Genomic DNA, 15,242 nt, shown 5'->3' on the forward strand with positions numbered 1-15,242 from the left:
TATTTATTGTAGAAGGAACAAATGACCGGATCGAGTGAACAGATCAAATGGAGGACAAACAGATATGAAGGACAAAAAATCAGATATACAGCTAGAACAGCAGTTTGAATTCAGGAACATTTTTCCCGGAGAAGCGGATCAGGCCGCCCGGATCGAGGAGATCTGCTTTCCGCCCAATGAGGCATGCTCAGAGGAAATGATGAAGGAGAGGGTGCTTTTGGTGCCGGAACTTTTTTTAGTTGCGGTAGACCGTAAGACCGGCCGGATCGTTGGATTTTTGAACGGGGTGGCGACGAAAGAGCGGACGTTTCGAGATGAGTTTTTCATTGATGCGGGCCTGCATGATCCGAATGGGGATGTAGTCATGCTGCTTGGCCTGGATGTGCTTCCAAAGTACCGTGGACGGGGACTGGCAAGAAAGCTTATGTCTGTGTATGCCGCCAGGGAGCGCCAGAACGGCAGGGAAGCCCTGCTTCTGACCTGTCTGGAATCAAAGGTCAGAATGTATGAAAAAATGGGGTTTCAGGACAAGGGCTTATCAGGATCTTCCTGGGGCGGCGAAACCTGGCATGAATGTGTTCTTTTTCTGAATGACGGCCGGAGCACTGGTGCTGCGGCTGATCTCCATCGTGGGAGTGAGGAACGATAGATGAATTTTGGTTAATTTTATTTACCGGAAACATAACGTTCATTCAGTTGTGGGAATACTTCCTGTCTGTTAAGCTTAATTACAGCAGAGGCCGATGCTGGATAATCCAAAAAGGAGGCATTTATCATGCAGATAGGAGAAACGATACGGAAATTCCGGAAAGAGAGAAATATGACGCAGGAGGAAATGGCCAGGCGGCTGGGCGTAACACCTCCCGCTGTAAACAAGTGGGAGAACGGGATATCACTTAGATAAAGATACCACACCATTCCCACGCTGACTTTTGCTCAACCGATACAGCCGGAGGGCTGGATAACAAGAAAAGGCGGTATGCGCCCCGTGGAGGGGTAGCATATCGCCTTTTCTTGTGGGGGTTTCCAAAGGGGGCAACGCCCCCATTTGGCACACGACTTTGCTTGCAAAGTGTAGTGTGTTATACGCTCTGTCGGCGTTGCCGTGAAAATGCCGTTGCCGCCGGGGAGGGCAAGGGCATTTGAAGCGGCAGGAAAACAGGGCTGTGCTTGCGTGGCGTGGAGCCGTAAGCGCAGGTCTGGTTTCAACAGCAGACTGGGCGTATATGAAAGCCCCCGTCCCTCGTCCTACGCTCCGACTTGTGGACAAAGTGTCCAGAAGTTGTGGCAACACTCCCGGAAAAGTAGCAGGACAGCGGGCAACCATCAAGGCTGATATGAACGGGTTTACACCCGGCCTTGACCGCCGCCCGCCGTCCCGCTGAATGGGTGGACAAGGCGGCCAATCCCTCAAAGTGTTTGGCCGCTCTCTTTCTGATTTTGGAGCGTTTCCTTTCTAAAAATTGAAATGGGCGGGAAGCCATTTTAGGGCTTTCCCGCCTTGATTGCCTATCAGCAAAGACGGGCGGGACTGTCAACGGCGGCGCATGAAATGCGCCGTTCATCTTGACCGTTGACTGGCTCGGCTGGCTTTGCTATTTATAAAATTGTTCAACAAAATCCGTATCCTTTAGTTTGTCTTGTACATCATTTCTCCACTTCTCCTGTTCAAGCAGATTTGACAAAGGAGTGCCGAATACATCTTCGATTTGCGTTCGTTCAAAGGAATAACTATCACCGGAAAAGTTATAGGTTATCCCCGACAAATTATCAATCGCTGCCATAGCAGCTACCGAGTTATAAATCAAATCACGCTGCACCTTTTCTTCCCCGATATTCCAAACGGTATCAAGGTAATTTACCGTTAAAGTGCAGGCTTCTGAATCGATTTCAAACTTCATATCGACATTGTTCAGTGGCAAATTCCAAAACAAATTGCCGACATTACTTGCGTTCCCGATATAGGGGTTTTTGTAATCCTCAATGCTCGTTATGTCATGCGTCAAAGCGTCTGTCTGATTTTTTGCATACTCTACTTGTTTTTCCTGATCAGCAGGAATGATCCCAAATTGGATAATGCAAAACAGGATTACAGCAATAGCTAAAAGGCCGATAATCATTTTATTTTTCTTATTCATCTTCATACTCCCTTCTGCTTTTCAGCAGGATTTTTGAAAAGTTGCTGATTGTAATAGGAATGATAATAGTCAATAGTGGCAGATAAAACCGTACTGCGATATTCGCCATTTGACAAGGACCGTCAATGTTTAGCGGTCTGCCAAACCAAATATCACTTCCAAATGTTAATGCTGCCATTGTTCCAACAATTACAAGGAAGAACATCCCCCAAATACCCCATGCTATTTTGCTTCGCCGTTTACTCGCTGTAATTGAGAGAAATGCAACGGTATTTTCTTTTTTGTCTTTCCTCAAAATGTAGGCGCAGCCGGAAATAATAACAAGCGCAAGCCCTGTATAACTGAATAGCGCATAATGGGTAAAGAGCAGCGGCAAAGAAAAAATCCAAAAAACAATACAGTTGAGCAATAGCGTTTGCATACATTCCAGATGATATTTGCTAACATCGGTAAGCTGATTTCCGTCTATCAGATAATCAATCGCTGACAAACTTTCCTTTGCTTTCTCGGTTGCGTTCTCTGCGCTCAATCCCTGTGCAAGCAGATCGTCCCGCTTTGCAATCATATTGCTCAATATTTCTTCCTTTAAGTCTTGTACCTCCGGCGTTAAACGCTGGTGCCGGAATAACCCGTCAACATATTTTTGTAAATCTATCATTCGTCTTTACCCCCTTGCAGAAGCATAGTAATAATGTTTTTTGCGTGCAGCCATTCTGAAAGTGCTTTTTCATAGGCGGCGTTACCGCTATCTGTAATATGATAATATTTTCGTCGCCCGCCTTGCGATTGGTCGCCCCAATAGCTAACAATATGGCCTTGTTTTTCAAGTCGTTTTAGGCTTGTATATAAAGATGGCTCTTTCAACTCATATTCATTATTGCTGTTCATGGATACAGCTTTCATAATTTCATAACCGTAATTGTCGCCATCTCTTAATATTTTAAGAATGATGGTGTCAATATGACCACGGATTAAATCGCTGTTGATGTTCTGCTCTGGCATCCGCTTCACCTCCATGCCCATTATATCTGATATTACTATGTGTGTCAAGGTACTATGTTACAAATTATGTTGGTGTCCAAAAATAGCGGCAGATAAATTTCTGCCGCCAGAATTGGCTATATGTGTTCAGCTTTTCATTTTCGTTTTTTTCCCCGCTGCGGGATATGCGATTTCATAAAATCCGACTTTGAGCCTATCCGTATCAGACTTTGCTTTTCCTCTTCCGTTAAGCGGTTATAGGGTATGCGGTTTTGCTTGCAGTAAATCAACAGCCATTGCTCCAAACGGCTCCCCTTAAAGTTTGCTACCTCGTCCAAATCCTTTTTCAGTTCGGCAGCAACGGATTTCTCCGGCGCACTCTCTGCCCGCCCCTTGTGGGCTTCCTTTATGTCCTCCATGATACCGTCTATATCGTCATGTACCCGGCGGCTGAAATACTCGCCCTCCTGCACATGGATTGCGTTCAACAGATAAGCGGTCTTGTCATGCTCCCCCGGCTGGTATTTCTCCATGATTTCCGCCCTCGCCACATCAACCCATGCGTTTAGATTTTGGATTTGCCCGGTGGCGATACCGTTCACATAGATTTCAATATCCGCCAGCAACTTCACAAAATCCTTGTGTGTGGCCAACTCGCAAAACAGGGCTGTGTCAATCCGCCCGTTTTTCAACAGGTCTATCAACTCGTCACTCAAATGCAGGTCTGCAAGATCAGCGTTTGGGTGATTTTTTGTTTCGGTCAATCCCAGCAGATAGTCAGCGGTCACGCCGTAAAACTTCGCCAGCTTGATAAGGGCATAGTGGCTGATGTCCTTATACTCGTCAGCTTCATAACTGCCCAGCGCAGATTTGGAGAGGTGCGTCTGCTCCGCAAGCTGTTCCAGCGTCAAGCCACGCTCCACACGCAGGTCTTTTAGGCGTTCTTGAATGGTTAAGGCCACTATCAAGCCCCCCTTTTCTCTATGATAATCCCATTTTATCACAATTCCGAGAGCGTGGATATAGCCTGTTTTTCAAGCTGATTTCCTACCTTTCGGATATACGGGACGGACGGTCATTTAGGTGTAGACTTAGGGTAGTTCATCGATGAACGGCACCTTGAAAACAGAATGACCGTCCGAAAAGGAATACCCCGGCTGGGGAAGCACCGCAAGGAACCGGACTTCGGGACAGAATGTCCCGAAGCTGTGGGGAGCGTGCCAACGCTGGAACACGCCGCAGAAATGGGGCAGGAAGCCTTTTCGGGGAGAACGGCAACGGAATGAAAAATGGAGGGAACACATGACAGATAACCCCTATAAAGATTTGCCGCCGCTGGAACGCAGGCCGGACGGTTCCCTTTACCGCATGACACCGGCGCAGAGAAAACAGGCGGCCAGCCTGATACGCCGGGAGTGCTGTTGTTGTGAGAACGGCAACTGCATTGTCCTTGACGATGGGGACACCTGCACTTGCCCGCAGACGGTTTCTTTCTCGGTCTGCTGTAAGTGGTTCCGCTGGGCGGTCTTACCGCTGGACGAGACGCTGGAAGCGGGGATTTTCCGAGATAAGGACTTGAAACGCTGTGCGGTCTGCGGCGGAGTGTTCGCCCCCAAATCCAACCGGGCAAAATACTGCCCCGGCTGTGCCGCCAGAGTTCACAGGCGGCAGAAAACAGAAAGTGAACGGAAAAGGAGGTCTGCTGTGGACAGTTAGGAGCGAAAAAAGCCTTGATTTATCAGGCTCCGCAAGCACCAAACCGGGGCTGGTGGTATAAAGTATCGCCCGCCCCGGAAAATGGGCTTCTAACCGTCCACAAAACGCACTATGACAAATACCATTTATATCCATCAGCCGGAAAAGGCGTTCAGCTTCACCCAGCTCCCGAATTTTCTCTTTGAAGCCCCCACATTCAAGCCCCTGTCCAACGAGGCAAAGGTGCTGTACGCCTTTATCCTGCGCCGGACAGAGTTATCCCGCAAGAATGGGTGGGCGGACGAGTGCGGGCGGATTTACCTGTACTATCCCATCTGCGAGGTGGTTGACCTGCTCCATTGTGGGCGGCAGAAAGCGGTGAACACCCTGCGGGAACTGCAATACGCCGGACTGGTGGAGATCCAGAAGCAGGGCTGTGGAAAACCCAACCGCATTTTTCCAAAATCCTATGAAGCGGTTCCAAACACCGACTTCAAGAAATCCCGTTCTGGTACGCCAGAGGACTGAAAACCGCACCCATGAAGTACGGAAATCGCTCCTGAGAAGTACGAAAACCGGACGGTATATAGAAATACAAAGATAAAAAGATTGATTTATATTCTATCCATTCCAATCCTATCCGAGCTGTTTTCTGCGGGATTTCCCTGTGGAATCCCCCGGATGGGAAAGGAATGGGGAAAGGAGCAGAATGGCACAACACGCAATCTTGCGGTTTGAGAAGCACAAGGGCAACCCGGCAAGGCCGCTGGAAGCCCATCACGAAAGACAGAAAGAACAATACGCCAGCAACCCCGACATTGACACCAGCCGTAGTAAATACAACTTCCATATCGTCAAGCCGGAGGGACGCTATTACCACTTCATTCAGAGCCGGATTGAGCAGGCTGGGTGCCGAACCCGCAAGGACAGTACCCGGTTTGTCGATACGCTCATCACCGCCAGCCCGGAGTTTTTCAAGGGGAAATCTCCAAAGGAGATACAGGCGTTTTTCCAAAGGGCGGCGGCTTTCCTCATTGGACGAGTAGGACGGGAAAATATCGTGTCGGCGGTGGTACACATGGACGAGAAAACGCCCCACCTGCATTTGACCTTTGTTCCGCTGACAAAGGACAACCGCCTGTGCGCTAAAGAGATTATCGGCAACCGGGCAAACCTGACGAAGTGGCAGGATGATTTTCACGCCTATATGGTGGAGAAATATCCTGACTTGGAGCGTGGAGAGAGTGCCAGCAAGACAGGCCGGAAGCATATCCCCACCCGGCTTTTCAAACAGGCGGTTTCCCTCTCCAAACAGGCCAGAGCCATTGAAGCCACTCTTGACGGCATTAACCCGCTGAACGCCGGAAAGAAAAAAGAAGAAGCCCTCTCCATGCTGAAAAAGTGGTTCCCGCAGATGGAGAATTTCTCCGGGCAGTTGAAAAAGTACAAGGTCACAATCAATGACCTGCTGGCGGAGAATGAGAAGTTGGAAGCAAGGGCAAAGGCCAGCGAAAAAGGAAAGATGAAAGATACGATGGAACGGGCAAAGCTAAAAAGCGAACTGGACAATTTACAGCGGCTGGTTGACCGTATCCCGCCGGATATACTGGCGGAACTGAAACGGCAGCAGCGGCACACGGTAAAGGAAAGGTGATAGATATAAGCAGAAGTTTTCGCCGTCCCTGTGCGGCATTGTACCTTGAAAACTGAATATGGAGGACACTGGATGGCAAAAAGCGAAAGCGATACTTTTACACCCCGGACAGGGCAGGTCATACAAGCAGAGAACGGCACGCAGTATTTTGTATGTGGGAACAACCGTATAAAAATCTCCGAACACTTCGCCGCAGGCGGGAAGCCCCTCGGTGATCTGATTGTAGATGTGGTGCGGCACGCCGCAGAAAAAGCCGCTTCAACCTGATAGCCCATCATTGATAACACGCCCACGCTTATGATATAATTGCCATAGAGCAAAAGTATTGTAAGCGTGGGTTGTTTCTTTAGAAGGAGGATTTTTAACGGTGAAACAACCTTACAATACTACGATTTACAACACGGCGCTTTATATGAGATTGAGCCGGGACGATGAACTGCAAGGAGAAAGCGGGAGTATTCAGACACAACGCATGATGCTCCGGCAATATGCCGCCGAGCATGGCCTGAATGTCATAGATGAATATATCGACGATGGATGGTCTGGAACGAACTTTGACAGGCCGGATTTTCAGAGAATGATTGATGACATTGAGGACGGGAAAATCAACTGCGTTGTTACGAAGGATTTATCCCGCTTAGGCAGAAACTACATTCTGACCGGCCAGTACACGGAAATCTACTTTCCCAGCAAAGGCGTCCGCTATATCGCTGTCAATGACAATGTGGACACCATCAACGGAGAGAATGAGCTTGCCCCATTCCTCAACATTCTGAATGAAATGCACGCCCGCCAGACCAGCAAAAAGGTAAAAGCGGCCATGCGGACACGGTTTGCAAATGGCGCACACTATGGAGCCTATGCCCCGCTGGGCTATGTCAAAGACCCGGATAAGAAAGGTCATCTTTTGGTTGACCCGGAAACAAGGTGGATTATCGAAAAGATTTTTGACCTTGCCGTTCATGGCCGGGGAGCCGCCAGCATTACACGGATTTTGGTCGAAGAAAAAGTACCTACTCCCGGCTGGCTGAATTTCCAGAGATACGGCACTTTCGCAAATATCTATGCCGGAGCGCCGGAGGAAAAAGCCTATGCGTGGACGATAGCGCAGGTGAAAAGTATTCTGAAAGAGGAAACCTATATCGGACACAGCGTCCACAATAAGCAGACCAACATTTCATTCAAAAACAAGAAGAAAGTACGCAAGCCAAAAGAGGAATGGTATCGTGTGGAGAACACCCACGAAGCGATTATTTCCGAAGATGTGTTCCGGCAAGTACAGGAGCAGATTTGCAACAGGCGCAGACGGCAGAAGAATGGCACAACGCAGATATTTTCCGGGCTGGTAAAATGTGCGGACTGCGGCTGGTCGCTGGCCTATGGGGAGAACAGGCAGAACAGCAAGCCTTACGGCCATTATCATTGTAGCAAGTACGGGCAAGGATTGCACCAGTGTTCCATGCACTATATCCGCTATGATGTGCTTTATGCCTATGTCCTTTCCCGTCTGCAATACTGGTCTGTGCTGGCACAGCAGGACGGGGACAAACTTCTGAAACGGCTACTTAACGCCAGCGACAAGGAACGCAATACCGCAAGGAAGCGGCAGACAGCCGAACTGAAAAAGGCGGAAAAGCGCAAAGCAGAAGTAGACACCCTGTTTGCAAAAATGTATGAGGACTGGTCTGCCAGACGCATTACAGAATACAATTTCAATATGCTGTCCGAAAAGTATCAGGGCGAACAGCGAGAATTGGACGCAAAAATTGAACGGCTTCACGAAGCGATGGAGACCGCCGCCCAGACAGCGGTTGACGCTGAAAAGTGGATAGGTCTGATGAAACAGTATGTCAATCCCACAGAATTGACGGCTGAACTTCTGAATACGCTGATTGAAAAAATCCTTGTCCATGAAGCGGTCAAAAGTGAGGACGGAAGCCGGGAACAGGAAGTGGAAATCTTCTACCGCTTTATCGGCAAAATCGAATGACACATCTTGAGATACCCAACAATATCTTTAACTAAGGGAAACGGGGAATTCTTATCCGGACATCCTGCTTTTGGCCCCGATTGCCAGACTGCTGGATATTTCACTGGATACCCTTCTGTCCTTCCACGGAGAACTGACACAAGAAGAAATCCGGGATATAGTTGTCCGGGTAGATGAAAAATTTAAAGAACAACCATATGAAGAAGTGTTTCTGTGCGCAAAAAGAGAACTGGAAAAATATCCGGGCAGCGACCAGCTGACATGGCAGCTGGCAGTGATACTCGATGCCCACCGTCTTTTAAAAGAAGTTCCGGAGCCGGAGAAATATGATTCCTTTATTACAGAGTGTTATACAAGGGCAATGAAAAGTGAAGATGAGAGTATCCGATACAGCGCCGCGGAGTCTCTGTACAATTTATACCTGAGAAAAGAGCAGTATGAAGAAGCGGAGAAGTGCCTGGAACATTTTTCTATGCAGAATCCGGAGAAGAAGAGGAGACAGGCGCTTATTTTCAGCAGGACGGGACGGCCGGAAGAGGCGTATAAAGCATATGAGGAGCTGTTGTTTTCCGATTACCAGATGATCAGCATGATCTTCAACGGTCTTTATATGATGGCAATTCAGGAAGGAGATCTGGAGAAAGCGAGTTATTTTGTTGATAAACAGCGAGCGCTGGCCCGGATCTTTGAGATGGGGGAGTACTATGAGGTTTCCCCCGGACTTGAGCTGGCGGCCATGGAAATGGACGAAGAGGCCACAATCGGAATTGCGGAGAAAATGCTGTCTTGTATTGAGCAGATCCAGTCATTTACCAGAGCGCCCCTCTACAGTCATATGACATTCAAGCATACGGATGGGGAATTTCTGGCGGAGATGAAACAGGATCTGCTGAAAAGTTTCCGGACGGAAGAGACCTATGGATTTCTGAAGGGAAATGAAAGATGGGAAAAACTCCTGGGAGGAAGCTGATCTGAAAGAATACTGGCGGCAGATCGAGCTCCGTGACAGAAAGGCCCGGGAAGTCCCTGAGGAGATATTTTCTCTCGATTATCACATCTACGAGATGGAGGATCCGGAACAAAACGGCATACAGATAGAAACAGAGGATCAGTGGGGGTTCCTGGGGGTGTCTTTTGGCGGCAGCAAGAAAGCCATGAAAAGATTCCGGCAGACCGCGAGGGAAATCTATCTGTACTATGGCGTCAGCGCGGAGGATATCCGGACAAGATCCGACAGATACCGGGAGCTGGTGACAGAGCTCTGTCTATGAACCGGGCCTCAGGATTTTCGTCTGCCGTCTGACCTCATCAATGACGCGGACGGTATCCAGCGAATAGTCCAGGTATTTATGGGAGATCTCGCCGGAGCTGATGAGCCGGAGAAATTCCCGGATTTCATAGATCATATTATTTTTTGCCGGGGTGAAGGGGAGTTTTTCCGTAATCCCTCCGTTCACGGCGTCTCTGCTGCCCTCCCGCAGGCGCAGCTCAATGGTTTCCGGTCTGCTGATGTAGTCGATCAGGATGGAGCCGTCCTCTCCCTGGATCACGCTGCGGTTTACGGAGACAGAGATCTTGGAATAAACAGCTTCTGCGATCATATCGTCATATTCCATGAGGACGATTCCGCTGCCGTCGAATCCGTTGTCCAGCTTTGTAGAAAGGGCCCTGACGCTTTTCGGCATGCCGAAGAAACGGACGAGAGAGTGGATACAGTACACGCCGATGTCCATGATCGCGGCGTTTCCCAGTTCCGGATTAAAGGCATTCTGTATAACTCCCTCGCGGTAACTGTCGTAGCGGCTGGAATACTGACAGAACTCAAAAGTGGCCCGGCGCAGTTTCCCGATGCGGGGCAGGTTTTTTTCTGTCAGATCAAACGCCGGATCAAAATCCGGACGCATGGCCTCCAGAAGAACCGCGTGATTCCGGTGGGCACATTCGATCATGGAACGCACTTCCTGCTCACTGTTTCCCATAATTTTTTCACAGAGAACATGTTTTCCACATTCCAGAGCCCGGATCGTCTGGGAGCAGTGCATGAAATTGGGAGAGGCCACATAGACCGCGTCCAGCCCGGAATCGAGAAATTTTTCAAAGTCTGTATATACAAGAGGAATGTCATGTTTTGCCGCAAAGGCATCGCCCGTCTCCTGTTTTCTTGAATAGACAGAGTACAGTTCGATTCCGGGGACCTGGAGAGCAGCCTCGCAGAAATCATCACTGATAAAATTTGTCCCGATGATGCCGATCTTGATCGTCATGAGAAAAGCCTCCTTTTATTTCATTCTTTATTGTCCTTATTGATGATCATCCGACTGCCGGAGAAAGCCCGCAGTGGATTGGAAATCAGCAGTAAAATTTCTCTGCCGCCCGGATCAGATATTCGGTATCCTCTATACCGGCCGTCTCATAGGGAGAATGCATGGCCAGCTGCGGGAGGCCGATGTCGGCGGTATTGAGGGCTACCTGCGTATTGGAGATATTTCCCAGAGTGGAACCGCCCGGCATGTCTGACCGGTTGACGAATGTCTGCACCGGTACGCCGGCTTCCCTGCAGAGATCCCGGAACATGGCGGCGGAGATCCCGTCCGTACAGTATTTTTGATTGGCGTTGAATTTGAGGACAATGCCGCCGTTCAGATAAGGGCGGTTGGAGGGATCAGCCTTGTCGGGATGATTGGGGTGGACCGCATGGGCGTTGTCCGCGGAGAGCATGAAGCTGTCCGACAGGTGGATCAGATACTCTTCCTGCGTGCAGCCGAGACTGCTGTGGACTCTTGTCAGTGTATCATAGAGGAAGGTGGATGCCGCGCCCTGTTTTGTGCTGCTTCCCACTTCTTCATTGTCCAGAATACAGCAGACTGCCATATTCTCTGATTTCTCTCCCGACAGGAAGCCTTTCAGGGAGGCAAAGGCACACTGAAGGTCGTCCAGACGCCCGGAGGAGATAAATTCGCCGGAGGCGCCCCAGATGCTGGGCTTCTGCCGGTTATACAGGAACAGGTCATGGCCGAGGATCTCTTCTTCCGGGATACCGGCCGCTTCCGCGACAATTTTCATGAACGTGCCCTTTGCGGCCAGACTTCCATAGAGAGGGAGCATATCCCTCTGTGCATTGTATTTATATCCATCATTGGCCTCCCGGTTCATGTGGATAGCCAGATTCGGGATCAGCACAAGATCCCGGTCTACGTTGACCATACGGGAGACATAGCGCCCGGAGCTGTCTTTGACGATAACGCGTCCCGCCACAGAAAGCGGCCGGTCCAGCCAGGGAGCGCAGAGCATTCCTCCGTACGGCTCTACGTTGAGCCGGATATAATGACCATCTGTCTCCAGTTCCGGATTTTCTTTGATCCGGAAAGAAGGAGAGTCACTGTGGCTGGCAATGATGCGCATTCCGGTCATGTCTTTTTCAGGGATCGTAAAAGCAATGAGTGAAGAATCATTGCGGGTTACAAAATACCTGCCCTTCCGGCGCAGGCTCCACTTTTCATTCTCCTGTAATTGAACGAATTGTTCCTTAAGAAGGATATTTTTGATATTGTCTATGGCCTGGAAACAAGAAGGACTGCTTTCCAGGAAATGCGTAAGTTCTTTCAGAATTGTACAGTCCATGCCGATCAGTTCACTCCTTTGTGTGAAGATTTCGGTAACGGGGGTCAGGCCCCTTTTAAAAGGGGCCTGACCCCCGTTACCACTGTTTTCAGAATATAGCCCCCATGTAACTCTGTCAAGCTGAATTTTCAGTCTTCTTCAATCCTTTACATTCTGTTTTTTCTTTCGTATACTGGACACCAGAAGGAGTTGAGTATATGCGGATATTGATCGCGGAAGACGAGAAAGATTTAAATCAGATTCTGACAGCACGGCTGACGGCAGAGCATTACAGTGTGGATTCATGCTACGATGGGCAGGAAGCGCTGGACTATCTGGCAAGCGCGGAATATGACGCGGCAGTTCTGGATATTATGATGCCGGCCGTGGACGGACTGACGGTATTGCGAAGGATGCGGCAGAGAAATGACAGAACGCCGGTGATCCTTCTGACAGCAAAGGACAGCATTGAGGACAGAGTGAAGGGACTGGATGCGGGTGCCAATGATTATCTTGTAAAGCCGTTTGCGTTTGAAGAACTTCTGGCCCGGATCCGGGTGCTGCTGCGCAGGCCGGAGGAGACTCCGAAAACTTGTTATCGGATCGCAGATCTGGAGGTGCATCTGGATACAATGCAGGTGACGCGTGGGGGGAAAGAGATAAAATTGTCCGGAAAGGAATTTGCCCTTCTTCGGTATATGGTGCAGAATGAGGGAATCGTCCTGTCAAGAGACCGGCTGGAGGAACATTTGTGGAATTTTGATTATGCAGGCGGTTCCAATGTGATCGATGTATATATCCGGTATTTGAGAAAAAAGATTGATGAAGGGCACGAGCCGAAACTGCTCCATACTGTCCGCGGGGCGGGTTATGTATTGAAAGTGGAGGGATAAGATACGGATTTATGAAACGGATATCTCTGAAATTTAAACTGACGTTATTATATACATTCTTTATGGCGCTCTTAACCTGCGCGGCGCTGGCTATTCTGTTTTCTCTGAGCAGCCGGGAGATTCTTTCTTCAACCCAGAATAAGCTGGAACAGAGAGTGCAGAACAGTGTCGACGACCTGGATTATAAGGACGGAGAGCTGCAGGTGGATTCGGATTTTTATTCAGTAAACCGGGATGTCTATCTGTCACTGTATGACAGCGACATGTATTTTCTGTATGGGAAGGTGCCCTATGGATTTAATCAGAGTCCGGAGATTTCAGACGGCGAGACAAGGACGATCCGGGATGGGAATAAAGAGTGGTATGTGTATGATATGTCTTTCCGTCTGACCTCGGATTACACGGTCTATGTCCGGGGGATAACTTCTGTGACGGAAGCAGAGGAGAGTTTTACTGTCACACTGCGGTTCGCGCTGATCCTTTTGCCGTTGATGGTACTGGCGACAGCGTTCATCGGATACCGTTTTACCCGAAGGACACTCCTGCCGGTCCGGCGGATCACAAAGACAGTTCAGAAGATACGGTCAGACGCGGATCTTTCCAGGCGGATCGGCCTGACAGATAACACAAAACCAGAGGAAGGAAAAGAACGGGATGAGATTTATGTCCTTGCGGGGACGTTTGATGATATGCTTTCAGAGCTGGAAGAGGTGTTTGACCGGGAAAAACAGTTTACATCGGATGTTTCTCATGAACTGAGGACGCCGGTCAGTGTGATTCTGGCACAATGCGGCGCTCTTCTGAAAGACAGGTCTTTGACAGAGGAACAGAAGAGACAGATCGAGTTGATTGAAAGAAAAGCAAAGGGAATGTCAGAAATGATTTCCCAGCTGCTGTTTTTATCCAGAGCAGATCAGGGACGGCAGCCTTTGAGCAAAGAGTGGCTGAACCTGAGCGAACTTACGGAGATGACAGTGGAGGAGCAGCAGATACTTTCGGATGAAGATGGCAGAGGCATCAGGATCGAGACGCAGATCCGCCCGGATATTTATGCGTGGGTGGATGAGACATTCTATATCAGAATCTTTACAAATCTGATCTCAAACGCCCGCCGTTACAGCAGGGACCACGGCCGGGTGGAGGTTATGCTTGCTTCCGATAAAAAAGAAGTGACAGGCGTGGTGCAGGATTACGGGACTGGGATTTCGGAAGAGGCTCTCCCCCATATCTGGGAACGTTTTTACCGGGCAGACTCTTCCAGGGCAGAGGGAAGCCGGGAGGGACATTCAGGCCTGGGGCTGTCCATGGTGAAATGGATGGTGGAAGCCCACGGAGGAAATGTAGAGGTCCAGAGCAGAGAAGGGGAGGGAAGTCGTTTTGTGGTCCGTATCCCGGTCGGCAGCGAATAAGGATGGAGAAAGCAAAGGCTGCAACTGAAATTTTGATTTTATATAAAAAAATTTTTCTCTTTAATGTTTCTTTAATCTTTGCCCGGTATATTGATATCAGCAAAAGCAAATCAATAGAAATATATAAAAAAGAAATGAAGGGAGAAATCAAAATGAAAAAATTAGCGGCAGCGATAATCGCAGTGGCAGCAGCAGGTATGTTTACAGGGTGTGGTATTTTCGGGGGAAATGATATTGGAAGAGACGAAGCTCTTCAAGTGGCACTTGATGATGCAGGCGTGGATGAGGCCGACACCACCAGGCTGAAAGTATCCGAAGACCGGGATGACGGCAGAAAAGTTTACGAGATTCAGTTTGACGCCGGAGACAGAGAATATGATTATGAGATCCAGGCATCCGACGGAAGAATTTTAAGCGCGGATACAGAGATGATCGCACAGGGACAGAATTCCGGTTCCCAGAATAATACTTCCGGCGGACAGAGCACGGATACGGCGCAGGATTCCGGAAGTACGCAGAACAGCACCCAGGATCAGTCAGGGAGCGGGAATGCACAGAGTACACAGAATAATGCAGGTACAAATACCGCGAATGTAGCGATTACGCTTGAGCAGGCGACTGCTATCGCTCTTGAAAGGGTACCGGGAGCTACGGACCAGGATATCCGCATCAGTCTTGATAACGATGACGGCATACAGAAATACGAGGGGGATATCATATACGATCAGAAGGAATATGATTTTGAGATTGACGCCAATACAGGAACTATTCTCGAGTGGAGCGAAGAACGGGTATAAAGTACAAAATTAAAGGGCAGCAGGCGGATACTGATACCCGGAAAGGGGTGGCAGATATAAGAAAATATTTGACGTATCAGGGGAA

The 15,242-nt window shown here is 49.1% G+C and carries 20 protein-coding genes; 14 read left to right on the forward strand and 6 right to left on the reverse strand.

Features of this window, described 5'->3' with window-relative positions:
- Window positions 1–64: 64 nt before the first annotated feature.
- The 3 genes from BQ7367_RS05010 (at window position 65) to BQ7367_RS14785 (ending at window position 1,385) form a co-directional block, all read left to right on the forward strand.
- Window positions 65–649, forward strand: coding sequence for a GNAT family N-acetyltransferase (locus tag BQ7367_RS05010; protein ID WP_072524467.1), 585 nt, complete (start codon window positions 65–67; stop codon window positions 647–649).
- A 126-nt stretch (window positions 650–775) separates the two neighbouring features.
- Entirely contained in the window at window positions 776–904 is a 129-nt protein-coding gene (locus BQ7367_RS05015; protein WP_072524468.1) for a helix-turn-helix domain-containing protein, read from the forward strand.
- A 238-nt stretch (window positions 905–1,142) separates the two neighbouring features.
- The gene (locus BQ7367_RS14785; RefSeq protein ID WP_235837557.1) at window positions 1,143–1,385 is read left to right on the forward strand and encodes a hypothetical protein; all 243 of its coding nucleotides are present in this window, start codon (window positions 1,143–1,145) and stop codon (window positions 1,383–1,385) included.
- 210 nt (window positions 1,386–1,595) lie between these two features.
- Here BQ7367_RS14785 and BQ7367_RS05030 read toward each other — a convergent pair whose 3' ends face one another.
- The 4 genes from BQ7367_RS05030 to BQ7367_RS05045 form a co-directional block, all read right to left on the reverse strand.
- On the reverse strand, window positions 1,596–2,138 hold the full coding sequence (locus tag BQ7367_RS05030) for a DUF4825 domain-containing protein (RefSeq protein ID WP_159431626.1): 543 nt from the start codon (window positions 2,136–2,138) through the stop codon (window positions 1,596–1,598).
- Entirely contained in the window at window positions 2,131–2,796 is a 666-nt protein-coding gene (locus tag BQ7367_RS05035; protein ID WP_072524471.1) for a permease prefix domain 1-containing protein, read from the reverse strand. Before BQ7367_RS05035 ends, BQ7367_RS05030 begins: the two co-directional genes overlap by 8 nt.
- A complete protein-coding gene (locus tag BQ7367_RS05040) occupies window positions 2,793–3,140 on the reverse strand; it encodes a PadR family transcriptional regulator (protein WP_072524472.1) in 348 nt (115 codons plus the stop codon). The genes BQ7367_RS05035 and BQ7367_RS05040 overlap by 4 nt, the downstream gene beginning before the upstream one ends.
- Window positions 3,141–3,274: 134 nt before the next feature.
- Window positions 3,275–4,081, reverse strand: a complete 807-nt coding sequence (locus tag BQ7367_RS05045; protein ID WP_072524473.1) for a helix-turn-helix domain-containing protein — start codon at window positions 4,079–4,081, stop codon at window positions 3,275–3,277.
- 168 nt (window positions 4,082–4,249) lie between these two features.
- Here BQ7367_RS05045 and BQ7367_RS14560 point away from each other — a divergent pair, with 168 nt between their 5' ends.
- The 8 genes from BQ7367_RS14560 to BQ7367_RS05085 all read left to right on the forward strand — a co-directional run bounded on the left by BQ7367_RS14560 (window position 4,250) and on the right by BQ7367_RS05085 (window position 9,729).
- The gene (locus tag BQ7367_RS14560; protein ID WP_200786709.1) at window positions 4,250–4,405 is read left to right on the forward strand and encodes a hypothetical protein; all 156 of its coding nucleotides are present in this window, start codon (window positions 4,250–4,252) and stop codon (window positions 4,403–4,405) included.
- 16 nt (window positions 4,406–4,421) lie between these two features.
- Window positions 4,422–4,835 (forward strand): cysteine-rich VLP protein, encoded by a 414-nt coding sequence (locus tag BQ7367_RS05050; protein ID WP_072524474.1) that lies wholly within the window; start codon window positions 4,422–4,424, stop codon window positions 4,833–4,835.
- A gap of 111 nt (window positions 4,836–4,946) precedes the next feature.
- Complete coding sequence (locus tag BQ7367_RS05055; protein WP_072524475.1) at window positions 4,947–5,342, forward strand: replication initiator protein A; 396 nt, start codon at window positions 4,947–4,949, stop codon at window positions 5,340–5,342.
- A gap of 181 nt (window positions 5,343–5,523) precedes the next feature.
- Window positions 5,524–6,468: a MobV family relaxase gene (gene mobV, locus BQ7367_RS05065; protein ID WP_072524476.1), complete on the forward strand. Its 945-nt coding sequence runs from the start codon at window positions 5,524–5,526 to the stop codon at window positions 6,466–6,468.
- Window positions 6,469–6,540: 72 nt separating this feature from the next.
- The gene (locus BQ7367_RS05070; protein ID WP_072524477.1) at window positions 6,541–6,735 is read left to right on the forward strand and encodes a hypothetical protein; all 195 of its coding nucleotides are present in this window, start codon (window positions 6,541–6,543) and stop codon (window positions 6,733–6,735) included.
- 100 nt (window positions 6,736–6,835) lie between these two features.
- Complete coding sequence (locus BQ7367_RS05075) at window positions 6,836–8,458, forward strand: recombinase family protein (RefSeq protein WP_072524478.1); 1,623 nt, start codon at window positions 6,836–6,838, stop codon at window positions 8,456–8,458.
- A 70-nt stretch (window positions 8,459–8,528) separates the two neighbouring features.
- Window positions 8,529–9,428: a tetratricopeptide repeat protein gene (locus tag BQ7367_RS05080; RefSeq protein ID WP_072524479.1), complete on the forward strand. Its 900-nt coding sequence runs from the start codon at window positions 8,529–8,531 to the stop codon at window positions 9,426–9,428.
- Window positions 9,394–9,729: a hypothetical protein gene (locus BQ7367_RS05085; protein WP_072524480.1), complete on the forward strand. Its 336-nt coding sequence runs from the start codon at window positions 9,394–9,396 to the stop codon at window positions 9,727–9,729. The genes BQ7367_RS05080 and BQ7367_RS05085 overlap by 35 nt, the downstream gene beginning before the upstream one ends.
- On the opposite strand, the gene BQ7367_RS05090 is transcribed toward BQ7367_RS05085, so the two are convergent.
- Together BQ7367_RS05090 and BQ7367_RS05095 are read right to left on the reverse strand one after the other, a co-directional pair.
- Complete coding sequence (locus tag BQ7367_RS05090; RefSeq protein WP_072524481.1) at window positions 9,724–10,722, reverse strand: Gfo/Idh/MocA family protein; 999 nt, start codon at window positions 10,720–10,722, stop codon at window positions 9,724–9,726. The genes BQ7367_RS05085 and BQ7367_RS05090 overlap by 6 nt on opposite strands.
- A gap of 85 nt (window positions 10,723–10,807) precedes the next feature.
- On the reverse strand, window positions 10,808–12,079 hold the full coding sequence (locus BQ7367_RS05095) for a M18 family aminopeptidase (RefSeq protein ID WP_072524482.1): 1,272 nt from the start codon (window positions 12,077–12,079) through the stop codon (window positions 10,808–10,810).
- A 197-nt stretch (window positions 12,080–12,276) separates the two neighbouring features.
- Here BQ7367_RS05095 and BQ7367_RS05100 point away from each other — a divergent pair, with 197 nt between their 5' ends.
- The 3 genes from BQ7367_RS05100 (at window position 12,277) to BQ7367_RS05110 (ending at window position 15,157) form a co-directional block, all read left to right on the forward strand.
- Entirely contained in the window at window positions 12,277–12,951 is a 675-nt protein-coding gene (locus BQ7367_RS05100; RefSeq protein ID WP_072524483.1) for a response regulator transcription factor, read from the forward strand.
- An 11-nt stretch (window positions 12,952–12,962) separates the two neighbouring features.
- Entirely contained in the window at window positions 12,963–14,360 is a 1,398-nt protein-coding gene (locus tag BQ7367_RS05105; protein ID WP_072524484.1) for a sensor histidine kinase, read from the forward strand.
- Window positions 14,361–14,512: 152 nt separating this feature from the next.
- Window positions 14,513–15,157 carry a PepSY domain-containing protein gene (locus BQ7367_RS05110; RefSeq protein ID WP_072526081.1) on the forward strand — a complete coding sequence of 215 codons (645 nt, stop codon included), beginning with the start codon at window positions 14,513–14,515 and terminating at the stop codon, window positions 15,155–15,157.
- Window positions 15,158–15,242: the final 85 nt, after the last annotated feature.

Origin of the sequence: Clostridium sp. Marseille-P3244, assembly GCF_900120155.1 — a bacterium.
GTDB lineage: Bacteria > Bacillota > Clostridia > Lachnospirales > Lachnospiraceae > Mediterraneibacter.